We start from the raw sequence: 17,623 nt of genomic DNA on the forward strand, positions 1-17,623 counted from the left end.
ATTTACTCACTATGGCTATGATTAATCACCTCTTACACAGCTTTTGTTTGCTTTTTAATTCCAGAAAACATAGAGATGATTTTTTTTAACCGTGGGCCTCTATATTGTTCATAGAGTAAAGATTGAGGAATAATTAGTCTAATTAGGTAAATAATTTTAATTAAAATATTATGATTAATTTTAATATTGTTATTTAATAAATAAAAAGGAGGATAAAATATTTTTATAAGTCTATCAAAACTATTTTTATCTTTTTCTTTAATTGCTTCTTTGATTAAAAAAGTAATCCCAGGTTGGCAAAAAGTAATCAAATTTTTATGCTTTTTAGCAACTGTTTCATATAAAATAGTATAATAATTCTTCATGTAAAACCAATTATTAGTTCTGTTAGATTCATGTTTTGTATAAAACGTTCCTACTATAGGTGTATATACAAAATTAACTTCTGCGACTAAAAGATCTAATGTAAAATCTCTATCTTGTAGAGCTTTAAGATCCTCATCAAACATTTTTTTATTGAAAACGCTTCTGTGCATTAATAAACATTGCTGAAGCAAAGGAAATGGAGAATCTGCTAAAAAATCGGGCAGCAGTAAGCGTTGTATCAATTTTTCTTTTGCTAGAGAGGAAATAATGTTAGTTTCTCGCTTAATAATATTCTGATTACTATCTAAATACACTCTTTCATAATCGCAGTAAAATATTGTATTTTCTGCCGCGACGTTGCTTAAATAATTTAATTGAAATCTGGTTTTATCTTCATGAATCCAATCATCAGGATCTAAGCATTGAATCCACTCGCCTTGAGATTTATTAATACCTAAATTTCTGGCAGATGACACTCCTCCATTTTCTTTATAAAAATACTTGACTCGTGAATCTCTACCCACTAAATCTTCACTTACTTGACGAGTGTTATCAGTTGAACCATCATCTATAATCAGACATTCTAAATCAGTTAATGTTTGGTTCAGAACACTTATAACACACTTTTCTAAATAGTTAGCTCGATTAAAGCAAGGTAAAATAAATGAAACTAATGGAGCCATAATAGATAATTTAATCCTTTAACACTTCTCATAAATTAATGTATAAAAATAATAAATTTACCCATTGTTAACTAATTTAAGCTATAGTATTTTTAATTAATTTATGTATGCGATCGCTCCTTGCTAATTGTTGAAATATATAAAAAATTTTTCAATTGAAGGAAACACCTTAAAATGAATAATTCTATCAAAAAGGTATTGTTTTTCTGAGTATTTTGAAAGTAGAAAACGACACAACAAATTTAACTTCATATTTGTTTTTTACCTAGAGAAATTTCACTGATAAATCAAAAAAGGTTTAGCTATTTTTTATTATATTTTAAGTGTAAGTACGGTTGTATATTATCATAGCCAATGGTTAACAGAGTAATAAAATTATACTGAACAACTTATAAGTAGTTAAAATAGCTAGTGAATCTAGTTTAGTTACTTACTGAAGTATACAGTTGTAACGTAATACCGAGTATTTATTGTTAAGGGAGGCAGAAGTAATGCAGGTAATCCGTCTAGCGGTACTTTCAGATAACTACATATTCTTACTGCACGACCGCAAACAAAATATTGCCGCTGTTGTTGATCCAGCAGAAGCTGAACCAGTACTTAAACAGCTGAAAGATTTACAAGCAGAGTTAGTCGCAATTTTCAACACCCACCACCATAGCGATCATGTGGGTGGTAATCGCCAGCTTATAAAACAATTCCCCCAAGTGACAGTTTATGGTGGAGTCGAAGATCAAGGCAGGATTCCTGGACAGCAGGTATTTTTACAACAAGGCGATCGCGTCAAGTTTGGCGATCGCACAGCTGAAATTATTTTTGTTCCCGGACATACCCGCGCTCACATCGCTTACTACTTTCCTGCCGACACATCAGACGAACCAGGGGATTTATTTTGTGGTGATACTCTGTTTGCTGGAGGTTGCGGCCGCTTATTTGAAGGAACACCTACGCAAATGCTGGAATCCTTGAGTAAACTGCGGGCTTTACCAGATAATACCCGTGTTTGGTGCGCCCACGAATATACTTTAAAGAATCTGCAATTTGCCCTAACTGTAGATAGTGAAAACACTAATTTACAAAGGCGCTTTGATGAGGTGAAAACCTGCCGTAGTCAGGGAGAAGCTACTGTTCCTTCACTTTTGGGTGTGGAGAAAGACACCAATCCTTTCTTACGTTGGGAGCAAGCATCATTACAATCTGCTGCCAAAAGTAGCGATCCAGTACAAACATTTGCCCGGATACGGGGAATGAAAGATAAATTCTAGTCAATATGGTTTAGATAAGGCTAAAAACTCAGAATAAGGTAGGTTGGGTTTCCTAACGTCAACCCAACCTACTTTACCAGACTGTGCTGCATACACATTTATTAAAAATACAGTTATTTGCTGGATGGAAACTAGGTTTTTTCATCTAGCAGACAAACATAACAGAGATATCAAAATAATCAGTGTTAGTTTATACTATTTTCAATTTTGATAGTGGTTATACTGATTCTTAGGTTCTACCTGGGAATTAGGAAGTGGCTTTGCCACTTCTTTTTGTAAGTGGACTATTGTACCAAAAAAGAAATCAAAAAACTAAAAAGCAATTGAAGTTTACTTTTTAGTTTCTTGACTTAACTTGATTAATCGTTAGACATTGATTCTCGCCATTTTTCGTGATTTTCTTTGATTTCTCCATGATGCGATCGCACAAAGTTCCAAGTCCCCCATATCAGCGGTTTTTGTCTTTCTAGATGATTGATAAACTGCATAATGGATTGATCTGCTTTGAGTGGAGTTTTCAACTCATACCGAATTGTTTGAAAAATCTTGATATCATCCTGAATAAAGTGGCTACCCACAATTTCAGTTAGCTTTAGCACAATTCGATTGTATAGCCAACCTAAAATTCCTTTACGTTTCTTAATTATTGCCCAGGTCTGAGCTTCTGTTTTTCCTCCTTCGAGGAGACGCATGGCATACATAACATGGATACGCAGAAAATCAACACTAATCGTCACCATGCCAATAGTGCCATACCAATAGCAAATACTACAGGTGACAGGACTTTTAGAAAAAGGACGGATCAGTTTAATCAAAAAAGAATCTTCACCACTGTATGTAGTATTGCTAAAAGTAATAGCATTATGATTCAGTTCCTGTTTCTCAAAAATAATTTCTGATAACATCTTGTGAACTGTACCGAAATGTTGAGCATCAATACCATTAATTGCTACTACATGAGGGTGACAATTCATCACCAACCGGGGGCCAAAACTAACATCACAATCTTTATGTTCTAACTCAGGAAAAAACGGTAGAGGTTGTTGCGGAAATTCTCCAGTCCATACCCAAATCATGCCGTATTTTTCAGCAGTAGGCCATGTTTTTAACTTTATTGGTAACGGCTCATCTAAACAGGGAATATCAATACATATCCCTTCAGCATCAAACTTCCAACGATGGAATAAACAGCGTAATTCATTACCTTCAACTTTACCTTCAGCTAAGTGAGCGCCCATGTGTGGACAGTAAGCATCACAAGTAACTACTCTTCTATCTTTACCACGATAGATTACTAGTTCTCTGCCCAAAAGAGTCATAGGTTTTACTTCACCCACCCGCAGATTTCGAGAAGGTATTACCCAATACCATCCCTCAATAAAACGCTCTGGGTTATTGAAAGTTTTAGATTTACGGGATGAGATAAAAGTCTGCGAGTTGAAATTCATTTTTAAGGTTTCACTTGAAGTGAAGCGGTTGATCTAGAAGTAACATGAGAACTTGATAAAAACAGTTACTTTTAGTACTTAGAGGCTAAGATCCCCGACTTCTTAAAAAAGTCAGGGATCTTGTAGTTGACAATATGTAATAATAGTTACGAGACTTGGGAAATCTGCTATGTTAACTCAAAATGAAAAACCGCTTTTAATTGGTCAAGTTACAGATTTGAGTGGAATCCCTATCAGGACAATTCGCTATTACGAAAGTTTAGGTTTACTCCAGTCTTCAGGACGCACAGAGGGAGGTTTTCGCCAATTTTCGTCTGACGTGATAACTAGGTTAGCTTTCATTAAAAGGGCGCAACATTTAGGTCTGAGTTTAGAAGAAATTGGAGAGATTCTTCAAGTTTATGACCAAGGTCAACCTCCATGCGGTGATATTAAAGAAAAATTAGAAGAAAAGCTTTCACAAATTGATTACCAAATCAATCAACTGCTAACTTTACGGTCTGAAATTGGGGAGTTATTATCTGGCTGGAAATATATAGATGGCAAACAAGATGATACAATTTGTCCGATTATCCAGCCAAATACTAATTCGTAATTCGTAATTACGCTCACGGACTTGCTATTTTTGTTTTTTTGACATTTGTGCAAGAGATTTAATCTTTTACTTCCACGATTCCTCGAAACATATTCATGCCACAGGTAAATTGATATTCTCCTGATTTTAATGGTGTAAATTCAATTGGAGTAACATTATTGAGAGCTAAATCAGAAGCAATTTGAAAATCAGGTAGCAAAACTTTTTCTAGACAACTGCTGGGATCACGTCGCCAAAAATTGAGGCGCACAGGTTGACCTGCTTTGACAACTACACGGGCTGGCTGATAACCTCCGTCTACTGTAATTGTCAATTCTTGAATACCCTGATTTGCTTGTGCTTGTTGTGCTGGCGATTTACTCAAAAGAAACCACCAAAGTTCCATGCCAATTAATGCTAAACCACCGATCGCCACACCAACTTTTAACGCCAAAGGTTGCTCAATCCGGCGAAATTGGCTAGTTGATGCTGATGAAGGGGGTGTTGCTGCTAATGCTGTACTCGATGTAGTTCCTAAAAGTAGCCCTAAACCAGCCAGGCTTCCCCAAAGCGTTTTTTTGTTGAACATTGCCTAAACTCCTCTGCAATTATGAGGTGATCTTTGGTTGAAAATTACGTAATCTTAGAGCATTAGTCACAACGGAGACTGAAGATAAAGCCATCGCCGCCCCAGCAATAATCGGATTGAGTAACCAACCAAAAATCGGGAAAAGAATGCCCGCTGCTACAGGAATGCCGATGATGTTGTAAATAAAAGCAAAAAAGAGATTTTGCTGGATATTACGGATAGTGGCACGGCTGAGTTGAATTGCGGTGATAATTCCTTGCAAGTCTCCAGAAATCAAGGTGATGTCGCTAGCTGCGATCGCTACATCTGTGCCTGTGCCAATAGCAATCCCCACATCTGCCTGGGCTAGTGCTGGGGCATCATTAATCCCATCACCCACCATCGCCACAAGAGATTTCTTTAATCCTTCTTGCTGGAGAGATTGAATCATTGCTGCTTTTTGATCTGGTCGAACTTCTGGAAAAACTCGCTCAATGCCAACTTGTTGAGCGATCGCTTCCGCAGTTTGACGGTTATCACCAGTCAGCATTACTACTTCTAAACCTAACTTCTGCAAAGCTTTTACTGCTGTGGCTGAGGAAGGTTTGAGCGCATCGGCAATACCCATGACTCCTTCGATTTCTTTATCGACGGCAATCAAAATCACTGTTTTACCAGCGGCTTCCCAAGTGTCTTTGTATTGCTGGATTGCATCGGTATTAATTCCCAACTCATTCATCCAGCGTTGTGTGCCAATTTGCACAAGTCGATCTGTAACTACGCCTTGGACACCGCTACCAGCGTTAGCCTCAAAGTTCTTTGCTTGGGTTAAATTCGCTTCTTGAGACTGAGCATACTTCACAACCGCCTCTGCTAGAGGATGCTCAGAATTGCGTTCCACTGAAGCAGCCAACTGTAAAAGCTGCATTTCATTGGCTGTACCATTAACAGCTACAAAATCGGTAACTGTGGGTTTGCCTTGAGTCAAGGTTCCGGTTTTATCCAGCACTATAGTCTGAATTTTGTGCGCTTGTTCTAAACTTTGAGCGCCTTTAATTAAAATGCCATTTTCTGCACCTTTACCAGTTCCCACCATCACAGAAGTCGGAGTAGCTAAACCCAAAGCACAAGGACAAGCAATAATTAAGACACCCACTGTTGTAATTGTGGCGAGGGTAAAGTTACCCATGAAATTAAACCAAATGACAAAAGTAGCGATCGCAATGGCAATAACAACTGGTACAAACCATCCTGTTACTTGATCTGCCAACCGCTGAATTGGTGCTTTAGAACCTTGTGCTTGTTGCACCAGTTTGACGATTTGCGAGAGAAATGTATCCTTGCCGACTCGTGTTACTCGAAACTGAAAACTGCCAGTTTTGTTAATCGTTGCCCCAATAACTTCGTCTCCTGGCTGCTTCTTAACTGCTAAACTTTCACCTGTTACCATCGCTTCATCGACTGTCGAAGTGCCTGTAGTCACTTTGCCATCTACAGGAATTTTTTCACCAGGACGAACCAAAATCACATCGTTGACTTGAACTTCGGCAATGGGAATATCCATTTCCACACCATCGCGGATGACTCTAGCATCTCTAGCTTGTAGTCCAATGAGTTTACGGATGGCTTCAGAAGTTTGTCCTTTAGCACGATTTTCTAATAATCGCCCTAGTAAAATTAAAGTAACTACAGTTGCGGCAATTTCATAATACACATGAGGCTGCAAGCCTTGAGCAATAAAGAATCCAGGGAAAATAGTCACAAACAACGAATATAGATAAGCTGCACCTGTACCTAAAGCAATTAATGTATCCATCGTCGCCGCACGACGTTTAAAAGCTTTCCAGCCATTTTGGTAAAAAGCACCACCACACCAAAATTGCACAGGTGTTGTCAACACTAACTGCACCCAAGGATTATGCAAAAAAGCTGGAATTAGAGGCAAACTCAGACCAGTCATCATCGGTAGTGACCCTAGCATCAGCACAACACTAATTACAGCCCCTACTACAACTTTTAGGGTAAGTTGACGCTGTTCTGCTAGCCTACTCGCCTGTTCAACATCATCTTCCCCCGATCGCATTTCTTCTTGGAGTACAGAAGATGAGTATCCCGCAGCATCAATGGCGGCTTGAATTTTTGTTAAGTTAGTTCGCTGTTGATCGTAACTGATGGTGGCTTGCTCTGCTCCGAAGTTAACATTGGATTCAATTACTCCTGGAACCGAGTTAATTGCTTGTTCAATATTGTTAGCGCAAGAGGCGCAACTCATCCCTCGAAGTTTAAGTGTGAGATTATCCATCATCGGTGAACCCCTGTAACTGATTGAGAAAAGAAATCAATTTACCAAATAAGGCAAAAGTAAAAAGTAAAAAGGCAAAAGAAAGAATCAGGACTTACGCAATAACTCTCTGAAACTCCTATTCCTCTGCGTCGCGCCAGTTGCTACAAGTCGGGGAACCCGCCCAACGCACTGGCTTCTCTGTGTCGCGCCAGTTGCTACAAGTCAGGGAACCCGCCCAACGCACTGGCTTCTCTGCGGTTAGATTTTCCGTTACCTGTGCGTAAGTCCTGAGAATAAGAAAAATAGTTAAAAGCTCGTAAACTTAAACTACGCCCTTCTCCTGTCAAAGACACTGCGCGCTAAGCGTAGCTTATGCCGTAGGCTTTACGACTGCGCCCTTTGGCTTGCTTCAACTGCCGCGTAGTCGAAACTCAGCAACCAACGCTCAGGCTAAACTCAGTACAAGTCAGTGCATCGCTGACAACTGACAACTGATCACTGACACGAAATCCCGCCCCTTCCAGGGGTGGGATGAGCTTAAAAATTAAGTTGCTGGATAACCAGCAGCAGCTAATGCATCCTTGATTGCTGTTGCTGAAGCTTGAGTATCTACACTTACAAGCTTGGTTGTCGGATCAGCTTGAATGATCGCACTAGCATCAATTGTCTTCACTGCATTAGTAATGTTGTTGGCACAAGCAGAACAAGCCATGTTGGGAACTGTGAGTTGGAGTGTCATAGATTTACGTCCGATAAATGTCAGCAGTTGGCGATTTGATAATAACTCCAGCAAATTTGGGAATCTGTGGCTGAGAAGACTTATACGCCATCGCAGACATTTATTCCTGCTGGAAGTCGTCTTAAGTTTTATCCTAATCTCTCTAGTTAACTAGAGAGTCTATTAATATTTACAAATCTTAAACTAAATTTTAAATCTGGCGATCGCATCATCAATAACCGTGTATTTAGTGAGAAAATAACCAGAAAAAAGCGATCGCGTCCAACAATGCTATCAAGAGTTGAACTGCCTACGAAATTTGGTAGTGCTGAGTAATTAAAGAAGAGTTCAAACTAACTCTACTGAAGCAGTGCCGAAGCGATAGCCTTTACCATAGACTGTGTGAATCAGTGGAGTTTCACTACCTACCTCAATCTTGCGACGTAGTAGGCGAATTAATGCTGCTATTACATTGCTACTTGGTTGCTCGCCATCATGCCACAGATTTTGCATAATTTGGGCGTGAGTCAAAAGCTGTCCAGTGTGTTCCATAAAATATTGTAATAACTGGCTTTCCTTTTGAGATAGTTCAATGATCCGTCCTTGGCGATAAGCTATTTGGTTTTCGTAATCAAGTTCTAAGTCAGCTACAGTTAAATGTCCTGTTGGAGTACTGTATACCTCCACACCAGAACGCCGTAATAACGCACGGACTCTAGCTAGTAACTCTCGCAGTTCAAAAGGTTTAACTAAATAGTCATCTGCACCAGCATCTAAACCTTCTACACGGTCATCTAAAGTATCTTTAGCTGTGAGAAACAACACAGGAGTAGCTTTACCTTGGCGACGTAATTCTTGGCAAATTTCCAATCCTGTTTTTCCTGGTAGCATCCAATCTAGAATTAGTAGGTCATAACTGCCTACTTGGACAAGCTCACTGCCACTTGTACCATCATAAGCGGCATCTACAATGTAACCCTCACGAGTTAACACACGACTCAAAGGGTTAGTTAATTCAACTTCATCATCAACTAATAAAATTCTCATGCTGCTTGTGGTAAGCAATCGAGATATTCTCAATATAAATGAACTGCTAAGACAAAGACACTTGCATTTATGGGTTTTTCCGATTGAGCAAAGTGTCCATAGCTAAGGATACCAAGAAAAATAATGCTAACTGTTGCGTTACCAAAAGGGGAACTACTTAAAAATAGCATCCGCCTACTGCAATCTGTAGGATTGGATTTTAGTGCTTTTTTAGATTCAACAAATCGCCAACTGCAAATTACTGATGCTAGTGGGCAAGCTAAAGGCTTACTGGTACGAGGACAAGATGTACCTGTGTATGTAGAATACGGTCAGGCACAACTGGGTATTATCGGTTACGATGTACTGCGAGAGAAAAAGCCGCAAGTTGCACATTTAGTTGATTTGCAATTTGGGTACTGTCGCATGTCAGTAGCAGTCAAAGCATCTAGTGCTTATAAATCGCCTTTAGATTTGCCAGCTCATGGTAGAGTAGCCTCTAAATATGTCAATTGCGCTCGTGAATATTTTCACAGTCTAGATTTACCTGTAGAAATAGTTCCGTTGTATGGTTCAGTAGAACTAGGGCCGATTACAGGAATGTCAGAGGCGATCGTGGATTTGGTTTCTACAGGGCGAACTTTGCGCGAAAATGGCTTAATTGAGATTACAACTTTGTATGAAAGTACAGCACGATTAATTGCCCATCCTCTCAGTTATCGCCTGAATATGGGTAATCTCAGCGATTTAATAGAGAAACTGCGAAAAACAGTTTTAATACCGATTTAACCTTGTTAAAAATATCTCAAGAATCATGGGTCTGCCATGATTCTTGTCTGAAATAATAGTAAACAACTTTTTGATTCAAAGGAGCTAATTAATTTGTTTACACTATAATTGTCCTTATAGCAAAAATTCGGTACTTGCTTAATAAAATTTCAATTTTTTTTTAAATCTATAAATAACAAGATAATTAATCTTTAATTAGATTAATCATCCAAAATACTTACTAAATTTTTTTAACAACTTTTTAATACAAATAAATTAATGGAATTTGAATTTAATAACGAAGAGGTGAGACTTGCAGCTTTGCGCCAGTATCAGATACTTGATACTGAACCCGAAAAAGCTTATGACGATATTGCCCAGTTAGCTGCCTTTATTTGCGGTACACCCATAGCCTTGGTAAATTTTCTTGATGAAAATCGTCAGTGGTTTAAGGCAAAAATAGGGCTGGATGTCCCAGAAATGCCCCGTAGTGTAGGTTTATCTTACCTTTGCCAAGAGCGAAGAGATATCGTTATAGTTCCAGATACGTGGGCTGACAAAAAGTTAGCCATAAATCCAGCAGTAACTGACTATCCGTATATACGATTTTATGCCGGAGTACCATTAATCACTCCTCAAGGAGATATGTTAGGAACTCTCTGCGTAATTGACCATATTCCGCGAGAATTAAACCAAAAACAAATAGATGCACTGCTAGCTTTGAGCCGTCAGGTTATTAGTCAACTAGAGCTAAGGCGAAATTTAGCTGAAGTATGTCATGTTTCTGCGGAACAAAAACAAACAGAAGCACTGCTACAACGCAGTCAGCAAGAACTAAGAGACTTTGTAGACAATGCTACTGTAGGAATGCACTGGGTACAAGCAGATGGCACAATTGCTTGGGCAAACAAAGCAGAATTAGATCTTTTAGGCTACACACCTTCTGAGTATATCGGGCATTCAATTACTGAGTTTCATGTTGATCCAGATGTGATCGATGATATTCTGCAAAGGTTGAACAGAAATGAGATATTACAAAATTATGAGGCTCGGCTGCGATGTAAGGATGGCTCAATTCGCTATGTTTCGATTAACTCGAACGTATTTTGGGAAGATGGTAAATTTATTCATACGCGGTGTTTTACCCGAGACATTACTGAGCGTAGACAAGTAGAAATTGCTTTAAAAGAAAGCGAACAACAATTAAAGTTAGCTTTTCAGGCTGCTAAACTTGGCTCTTGGCAACTAGCTTTACAAACAGGAGAGTTATCTATATCTAATCAGTGCAAAGAAAACTTTGGCTTGTCTTTAGAAGCGGCATATTCATATAATGATTTACTGGCATGTATTTATCCTGACGATCGCTCCTACATGCAAGATTCAGTTAAACAAGCTCTTAAGAATAAGTGTGATTATGAAGCAGAATACCGCAGTATCTGGTCTGATGGTAGTATTCATTGGATATTAGCTAGAGGCCGAGGAATTTATTCCCCTGATGGTAATCCTACCCGCATGATTGGTGTAACAATGGATATCACCGATCGCAAGAGTGCAGAAGAGGAATTAAAACGGCAAAACCTGCGATCGCAATTATTCGCAGAAATTACTCTGAAAATTCGTGAATCTTTACAACTCGAAGAAGTTCTGCAAACCACAGTCACAGAGGTACAAGAACTACTTCAAGCTGACCGAGTTTTAATTTTTCGACTCCAAGCTGATGGTTCAGGAACAGTCGTACAAGAGGCAGTGCTACCTAGTTGGCCTGTAGTTCTAGGACAAAATATTCTCGACCCCTGTTTTCGGCAAGATTATATAAAAAAATACCGTCAAGGAAGAGTCAGTGCCATTGTAGATATTAAACAAGCTGATATCCAAGACTGTCATCGAGAATTTCTTCAGCAGTTTGGTGTCAAGGCTAATTTAGTAGTACCAATTCTTGTAGGGGAAGGTATTTGGGGCTTGCTAATTGCCCATCAATGTGCATCACCCCGGCATTGGAGCAACTTTGAACTAGAACTATTGCAACAGCTAGCAAACCAAATTGGTATTGCTTTATCTCAAGCACAATTATTAGAACGAGAAACTTGTCAACGCCAAGAACTAGCTCGGTCTAATGCCGAATTGGAACAATTTGCTTATGTCGCTTCCCATGATTTGCAAGAGCCGTTGCGAATGGTAACTAGTTATTTGCAGCTATTAGAGCGCAAATACAAAAGTCAGCTAGACAAAAATGCAGAACAGTTTATCAGCTACGCTGTGGACGGGGCGCGGCGGATGCAGTCTCTAATTAACGATTTGTTGAATTATTCCCGTGTTAGTACCCGTGGACAACCCTTCGAGCAAGTCGATTGTACAGCGGTTTTTGAACGGGCGATCGCTAATCTGAAATTTGCTATTGAACAGAGTGAAGCAATCATCACCCACGATCCTTTACCTGTAGTCATGGCCGATCCTACCCAACTGACACAGGTATTTCAAAATCTCATCAGTAATGCAATTAAATTTCGTCAAGAATTGCCACCACAAATTCATATTAAAGCAATAAGAAAAATAAAAGAAGAAGAGCAAGAAAATAAAAAACTTTACCCACAAGGAGATAAAGTTTTCGGGCATAGGCAACAGGGAATGGGGCATGGGGAAGAATTTACCAATGATGCCAGTTGCCTTACGTCGGAAAACCCGCCCACGGCACTGACTCCCCTATGCCCTATGTCCCAAGCGGCGGGAGGAGCAACCTCGACCATCCATGAAGGAATGGAGTTTCCCACCGCTTTCAATGAATGGTTGTTCTCAGTGAGCGATAATGGAATTGGTATAGAAAGCCAATATGCAGAACGTATTTTTGTGATTTTTCAACGTTTACACGGTAGAAGTAAGTACTCAGGCACTGGAATTGGCTTGGCAATTTGTAAGAAAATTGTAGAACGCCACGGCGGTCGTATCTGGGTCGAGTCGAAACAGGGTCAAGGCTCAACTTTTTACTTCACTATTTCAGATCAAGCAGGTCAAACTACTTTACAAGGGATTTGTAATTAGAAACTTCCAAGCAGGTAAGCCAGACCCGCGAAACAGTATGCTGGACTCACCATAAAAAATGCCTAAAATTCTCCCAAAAAGCTAATTACGAATTAAAAATATCCAGTCCGGTTAACAATAGTGAATAATACATCAGCAATTATGCCTATTGAGGTTTTGTTAGTAGAAGATAATCCTGGCGATGCCCAACTCACGCGGATTGCTCTGGAAGATAGCAAAATCTCGGTTAATCTGAATGTGGTTGAAGATGGAGTGGAGGCAATGGCATTTTTGCGAAAACAAGAAAAATATGCTAAAGTTCCACATCCGGATATTGTGCTACTCGATTTAAATCTACCTAGAAAAGATGGACGAGAAGTACTAGCAGAAATCAAAACTGATGCTACTCTCAAGCGAATCCCTGTAGTTGTTTTAACAACTTCCCAGGCCGAAGAAGACATACTCAAAGCTTATAACCTTTCTGCTAACTGTTATATAACCAAACCCGTTGACTTCGATCAATTCGTTAAAATTGTACAGTCCATAGAAGATTTTTGGTTTGCGATTGTAAAACTGCCACCGGAGTAATGGCAATGGCAGGTGAAATTATTAAAGTTTTATTAGTTGAAGATAACCCTGGTGATGTTTTTTTATTGCAAGAGTTATTAAAAGAAGTAACTACTGTGAGGGTGGAGTTGCAGCCAGTCGAGCGACTGTCTGAAGCCCTTGAGTGCTTAGTTAGCAAGAGTTTTGATGTGATGCTGTTAGACCTTTCTTTACCTGATAGCCAGGGAATAGAAACTTTTCTCCAGGCGACTCGCCAGGCGAAAGCAACTCCCATTATTGTACTAACAGGTTTAGATGATGAAACCTTAGCACTCCGGGCAATGCAACAAGGAGCGCAAGATTATTTAGTTAAGGGAAAAGTTACAGGCGACTTGTTAGTGCGTTCTATGCGTTATGCTATCGAGCGTCAGCGGGTAGAAGATGCACTGCGACAAAGTGAAGAACGCTTTCGGGTTGCTCTAAAAAACTCCCCCATTTTTGTTTTCAACCAAGACAAAGATTTAAATTATACCTGGGTTTATAATCCCATTTCTGGATGGACAGTCGAAGAAATGTTAGGTAAACATGATTTCGATTTGATTCCAGCTAAAGATGCTGAGCGTCTAACTGCCATTAAACATAGTGTGCTGATCAATGGTATTAGTACCAGAGAGGAAATATCTATAACTACTCCCCAAGGAATTAAATATTATGATTTGACCGTCGAACCATTACGCAATGAATCACAAGAAATTATCGGCATCACCTGTGCCAGCATTGATATTAGTGAACGTCAAAATGCACAGCGCGATCGCCTATTAGCTGAAGAAAAAATCCGCCAACAAGCAGCACTATTAGATGTCACCACTGATGCTATTTGTTTGCGTGATTTAGAAAATAAAATTATCTTTTGGAACAAAGGTGCAGAAAATCTCTATGGCTGGAAGGCTTACGAGGTTTATGGTAAAAATGCCAGCGAGGTTTTACTTAATGAACCTTCTCCAGAATTTGATGCCGCTTTATTAAATGTGATTACCAAAGGCAAGTGGCAAGGCGAGTTAACAAAAGTTACCAAAACAGGTAGAGAAATATTAGTTGCTAGCCGTTGGAGTTTGGTAAGCGATGCTTGGGAGAAACCTAAATCAATTCTTTCTGTAGATACAGACATTACTGAAAAGAAACAACTAGAAGCACAATTGTTTCGTGCCCAACGCTTGGAAAGTATTGGTACCCTAGCTAGTGGTATTGCTCACGACCTTAACAATATCCTGACACCGATTTTAGCCGGGGCGCAACTTCTACCATTAAAATTCCCCGATGCAGATGAACGAACTCGACATCTTTTGGAGATTTTGGAAATTAATGCCAAACGTGGGTCAGATTTAGTCAAGCAGGTTTTATCGTTTGCAAGGGGTGTAGAAGGTAAGCACATCACCTTGCAAATCAGACATTTAATTACAGAAGTAGCCAAAATTCTCAAAGAAACGTTTCCCAAATCTATCGAAATTTCTATCAATGTTCCGCAAGATTTGTGGCTAGTTTCTGGAGATACTACTCAACTCCATCAAGTGTTGATGAATTTGTGCGTTAATGCCCGTGATGCTATGCCTAATGGTGGTATTTTAACCATCTCTGGGGAAAATCTTTTTATTGACGAAAATTATGTTCGCATGAACCTGGAAGCAAAGATAGGATCATACACAGTGATTACTGTTGCAGATACGGGAATTGGGATTCCTGCTGAAGTTTTAGATAGAATTTTTGAGCCATTCTTCACCACAAAAGATGTGGGACAAGGTACAGGTTTAGGGCTTTCCACTGTACTGGGTATTGTTAAAAGCCACGGTGGTTTTGTAAATGTTTATAGTGAGGTAGGAACTGGAACTTATTTTAAAGTGTACTTACCAGCCGTTAAAGGAACAGAAACATTCAGCACAGAAGTAGCTAAACCACTTTTAGGAGATGGGAAACTGATTTTAGTTGTAGATGATGAGTCTGCAATTCTAGATATCACCAAAACATCCTTACAAACTCACCAATATCAAACTCTGATTGCGAATGATGGTATTGAGGCGATCGCCCAATATGCCCAACATGCAGATAAAATCAGTGCTGTACTCATAGATATCATGTTACCGACATTAGACGGTTTTACTGCGATCCGCACTTTGAAAAAAATTAACCCCCAAGTCAAAATTATTGCTACTAGTGGACTAATGTCCAGCAATAAACTAAAAGTATTGACCGACATTGGTGTAACTACTTTTTTATCAAAACCCTACACTATTAATGAATTATTGCTGACTTTGCAAAAGGCACTCAATCAAAAAAGGCGATAAAAACTTCATCCACAAGGGGATAGAGTTTTGTTAGTGGTCAGTGGTCAGTGGTCAGTTGTCAGTTGTCAGTAGTGTAATAAAGATGTTTTTAATATCATGTCCGCGTAATTAGTTATAATTCCCGCACCTATGTAAAAAGCATGAAACCCTCTTTCCCCCTGCCCCCTGCTCCCTGCTCCCTGCTCCCTGCTCCCTGCTCCCTGCTCCCTGCTCCCTGCTCCCTGCCCCCTGCCCCCTGCGGTCTTAATGGATAAGTCTTTACCCGAACACGATATGATTATTGTCTGCTGAGTGTTTGATTACAGAGGGCGATTGTAAATGCCGTTGCTGCTGCCAGTGCTGCTACTGTGCGGACATGGTTCCAAAATGTCCAATTGGTGAGGTATCTAGCCCACAGGTTAGCACCTTCAACGCTATCTGGTTTAGCGATCGCTAGTGCATCGTTCAGTGGTACATTAAACGCGATCGTCACTAAAATAGTGCCAATTAAATAAAGCAAGCTGCCGATAAGTAAGTAGGTAGCACTAGGTTGATGCCACTTTAATATCGAGTCAATTCCTAGCAAAATGCAAGCTGTAGCCGTTCCAAACAGCGCCACCATAAACAACGGATTAATCGCTGTGATATTAATGGATTGCATCGCAGTAATACCCTCTTTCGGTTCTAATCGTGCAAGGGCATTCATCACGAAAGTCGAAAAGGCAAAGAAGATGCCAGCCACCAACCCACAGCCTAGGGCTGCAAAAAGCGTCACAGGAAAACGCAAATTGTCAACAATCATCATACTTTAGTTTGATTTTAAAGTTGATATTAATTCATCTATCGTAATCAGGAATTAATCAACTATACAGCGATCGCACAAACCCTGAACTGTGACTTCATAAGTCTCACCACGCAAACCAGGGCGGAGATTTTTCATTTCTATACACTGAAAATTATTCCAGGCGATGTCTTCAATAGCACCACATTGGCGACAACAAAAGTGATGATGAGGCTCCACTTTGGCATCATAACGAGAAACCCCTTGCTCTAGCAACACCTCCCGCACCAGACCTACTTCTCGCAATGCCTGCAAAGAACTATAAATCGTCGCCTGCGATGAGACGGGAAAATCTTTATTGAGTTCGGTGAGGATTTGCTCAACTGTAGGATGGTCGGCACGAGATAACAAATTTGCATAGACCGCAAATCGCTGAGGGGTCACTCTCAAACCCCTAGACTTTAAGGTTTGAACAATTGCGCTTGCTTGTTGCTGCATACTTGCTGCTGCATTTGATGATATATTACCTAATTATAATTCATATTAGTAATAAATTAATATTATGTTTAACTTAAAAATATGCTTAAGTATTTATAACTATTGAATATTTATTAAATCAGAATTATTCTGATTTACAAGCTGTAAAACGCAACCACAAGCTAACACACCCATTAATTGAGAGGTTCAATATAGCTATGATCACAAAAGTTCCTAACGTTGTATTTAAAACCCGCGTTCGTGATGAGTCCATTGGTGGATCAAATCCTTTCCGTTGGCAAGATCTCACCACTCAAGAAATTTTCGGTGGTAAGCGTGTTGTTGTATTTTCACTACCTGGAGCTTTTACTCCTACTTGTTCCACCTCACACCTTCCCCGTTATGAAGAACTCTACGCAGATTTTCAAGCTTTAGGGGTGGATCGAGTAATCTGTGTATCTGTGAATGATGCCTTCGTCATGTATCAGTGGGGTAAACAACAAAATGCGAAGAATGTTTTCTTGCTTCCTGATGGCAATGGTGAGTTTACCCGTAAAATGGGGATGTTAGTTGATAAACATAACTTAGGCTTTGGAATGCGCTCTTGGCGTTATTCAATGGTAGTTAACGACGGTAACATCGAAAAAATGTTCGTTGAGCCGGGTTTTGAAGATAGTTGCGCCACAGATCCGTTTGAAGTCTCAGATGCAGACACTATGCTGGCTTACCTCAAAGAAGCTAAGACCGCCGTTGCTGTTTAAACTTTGACAGAATTTAAATACTTTA

Annotated in this window: 15 protein-coding genes; 7 read left to right on the forward strand and 8 right to left on the reverse strand. The window is 39.6% G+C overall.

All coding sequences use genetic code 11. The features are described 5' to 3' along the window. Nucleotides 1–32: 32 nt before the first annotated feature. Complete coding sequence (locus tag QI031_RS07550) at nucleotides 33–1,049, reverse strand: glycosyltransferase family 2 protein (RefSeq protein ID WP_281484572.1); 1,017 nt, start codon at nucleotides 1,047–1,049, stop codon at nucleotides 33–35. Nucleotides 1,050–1,540: 491 nt separating this feature from the next. Between QI031_RS07550 and gloB the strand changes: the two genes are divergently transcribed. After that, entirely contained in the window at nucleotides 1,541–2,314 is a 774-nt protein-coding gene (gene gloB / locus QI031_RS07555) for a hydroxyacylglutathione hydrolase (RefSeq protein ID WP_281484573.1), read from the forward strand. A gap of 359 nt (nucleotides 2,315–2,673) precedes the next feature. On the opposite strand, the gene QI031_RS07560 is transcribed toward gloB, so the two are convergent. Then, nucleotides 2,674–3,762, reverse strand: coding sequence for an aromatic ring-hydroxylating dioxygenase subunit alpha (locus QI031_RS07560; protein WP_281484574.1), 1,089 nt, complete (start codon nucleotides 3,760–3,762; stop codon nucleotides 2,674–2,676). Between the two features lie 169 nt (nucleotides 3,763–3,931). Here QI031_RS07560 and QI031_RS07565 point away from each other — a divergent pair, with 169 nt between their 5' ends. Next, the gene (locus QI031_RS07565) at nucleotides 3,932–4,357 is read left to right on the forward strand and encodes a heavy metal-responsive transcriptional regulator (RefSeq protein WP_281484575.1); all 426 of its coding nucleotides are present in this window, start codon (nucleotides 3,932–3,934) and stop codon (nucleotides 4,355–4,357) included. 58 nt (nucleotides 4,358–4,415) lie between these two features. Here QI031_RS07565 and QI031_RS07570 read toward each other — a convergent pair whose 3' ends face one another. From QI031_RS07570 to rppA, 4 genes are all read right to left on the reverse strand, one after another. Further along, complete coding sequence (locus QI031_RS07570; RefSeq protein ID WP_281484576.1) at nucleotides 4,416–4,925, reverse strand: cupredoxin domain-containing protein; 510 nt, start codon at nucleotides 4,923–4,925, stop codon at nucleotides 4,416–4,418. A gap of 19 nt (nucleotides 4,926–4,944) precedes the next feature. Then, nucleotides 4,945–7,206: a heavy metal translocating P-type ATPase gene (locus QI031_RS07575; protein WP_281485953.1), complete on the reverse strand. Its 2,262-nt coding sequence runs from the start codon at nucleotides 7,204–7,206 to the stop codon at nucleotides 4,945–4,947. A gap of 526 nt (nucleotides 7,207–7,732) precedes the next feature. Next, the gene (locus tag QI031_RS07580) at nucleotides 7,733–7,927 is read right to left on the reverse strand and encodes a heavy-metal-associated domain-containing protein (protein WP_281484577.1); all 195 of its coding nucleotides are present in this window, start codon (nucleotides 7,925–7,927) and stop codon (nucleotides 7,733–7,735) included. A gap of 327 nt (nucleotides 7,928–8,254) precedes the next feature. Continuing rightward, on the reverse strand, nucleotides 8,255–8,953 hold the full coding sequence (rppA, locus tag QI031_RS07585; protein ID WP_281484578.1) for a two-component system response regulator RppA: 699 nt from the start codon (nucleotides 8,951–8,953) through the stop codon (nucleotides 8,255–8,257). Between the two features lie 123 nt (nucleotides 8,954–9,076). Between rppA and hisG the strand changes: the two genes are divergently transcribed. The 4 genes from hisG (at nucleotide 9,077) to QI031_RS07605 (ending at nucleotide 15,600) form a co-directional block, all read left to right on the forward strand. Continuing rightward, nucleotides 9,077–9,721 carry an ATP phosphoribosyltransferase gene (gene hisG, locus QI031_RS07590; RefSeq protein WP_281484579.1) on the forward strand — a complete coding sequence of 215 codons (645 nt, stop codon included), beginning with the start codon at nucleotides 9,077–9,079 and terminating at the stop codon, nucleotides 9,719–9,721. A 258-nt stretch (nucleotides 9,722–9,979) separates the two neighbouring features. Continuing rightward, nucleotides 9,980–12,736, forward strand: coding sequence for a GAF domain-containing protein (locus QI031_RS07595; RefSeq protein ID WP_281484580.1), 2,757 nt, complete (start codon nucleotides 9,980–9,982; stop codon nucleotides 12,734–12,736). A gap of 141 nt (nucleotides 12,737–12,877) precedes the next feature. Next, complete coding sequence (locus QI031_RS07600) at nucleotides 12,878–13,303, forward strand: response regulator (RefSeq protein ID WP_425526028.1); 426 nt, start codon at nucleotides 12,878–12,880, stop codon at nucleotides 13,301–13,303. 5 nt (nucleotides 13,304–13,308) lie between these two features. Next, nucleotides 13,309–15,600 (forward strand): hybrid sensor histidine kinase/response regulator, encoded by a 2,292-nt coding sequence (locus QI031_RS07605; RefSeq protein ID WP_281484582.1) that lies wholly within the window; start codon nucleotides 13,309–13,311, stop codon nucleotides 15,598–15,600. Between the two features lie 277 nt (nucleotides 15,601–15,877). On the opposite strand, the gene QI031_RS07610 is transcribed toward QI031_RS07605, so the two are convergent. Both QI031_RS07610 and QI031_RS07615 read right to left on the reverse strand, forming a co-directional pair. After that, nucleotides 15,878–16,384: an anthrone oxygenase family protein gene (locus tag QI031_RS07610; protein ID WP_281484583.1), complete on the reverse strand. Its 507-nt coding sequence runs from the start codon at nucleotides 16,382–16,384 to the stop codon at nucleotides 15,878–15,880. Between the two features lie 51 nt (nucleotides 16,385–16,435). Continuing rightward, entirely contained in the window at nucleotides 16,436–16,858 is a 423-nt protein-coding gene (locus QI031_RS07615) for a Fur family transcriptional regulator (RefSeq protein WP_281484584.1), read from the reverse strand. A gap of 191 nt (nucleotides 16,859–17,049) precedes the next feature. On the opposite strand from QI031_RS07615, the gene QI031_RS07620 reads away from it, so the two are divergent. Beyond that, nucleotides 17,050–17,598 (forward strand): peroxiredoxin, encoded by a 549-nt coding sequence (locus QI031_RS07620; RefSeq protein WP_281485954.1) that lies wholly within the window; start codon nucleotides 17,050–17,052, stop codon nucleotides 17,596–17,598. Nucleotides 17,599–17,623: the final 25 nt, after the last annotated feature.

It is taken from the genome of Halotia branconii CENA392, from assembly GCF_029953635.1.
GTDB lineage: Bacteria > Cyanobacteriota > Cyanobacteriia > Cyanobacteriales > Nostocaceae > Halotia > Halotia branconii.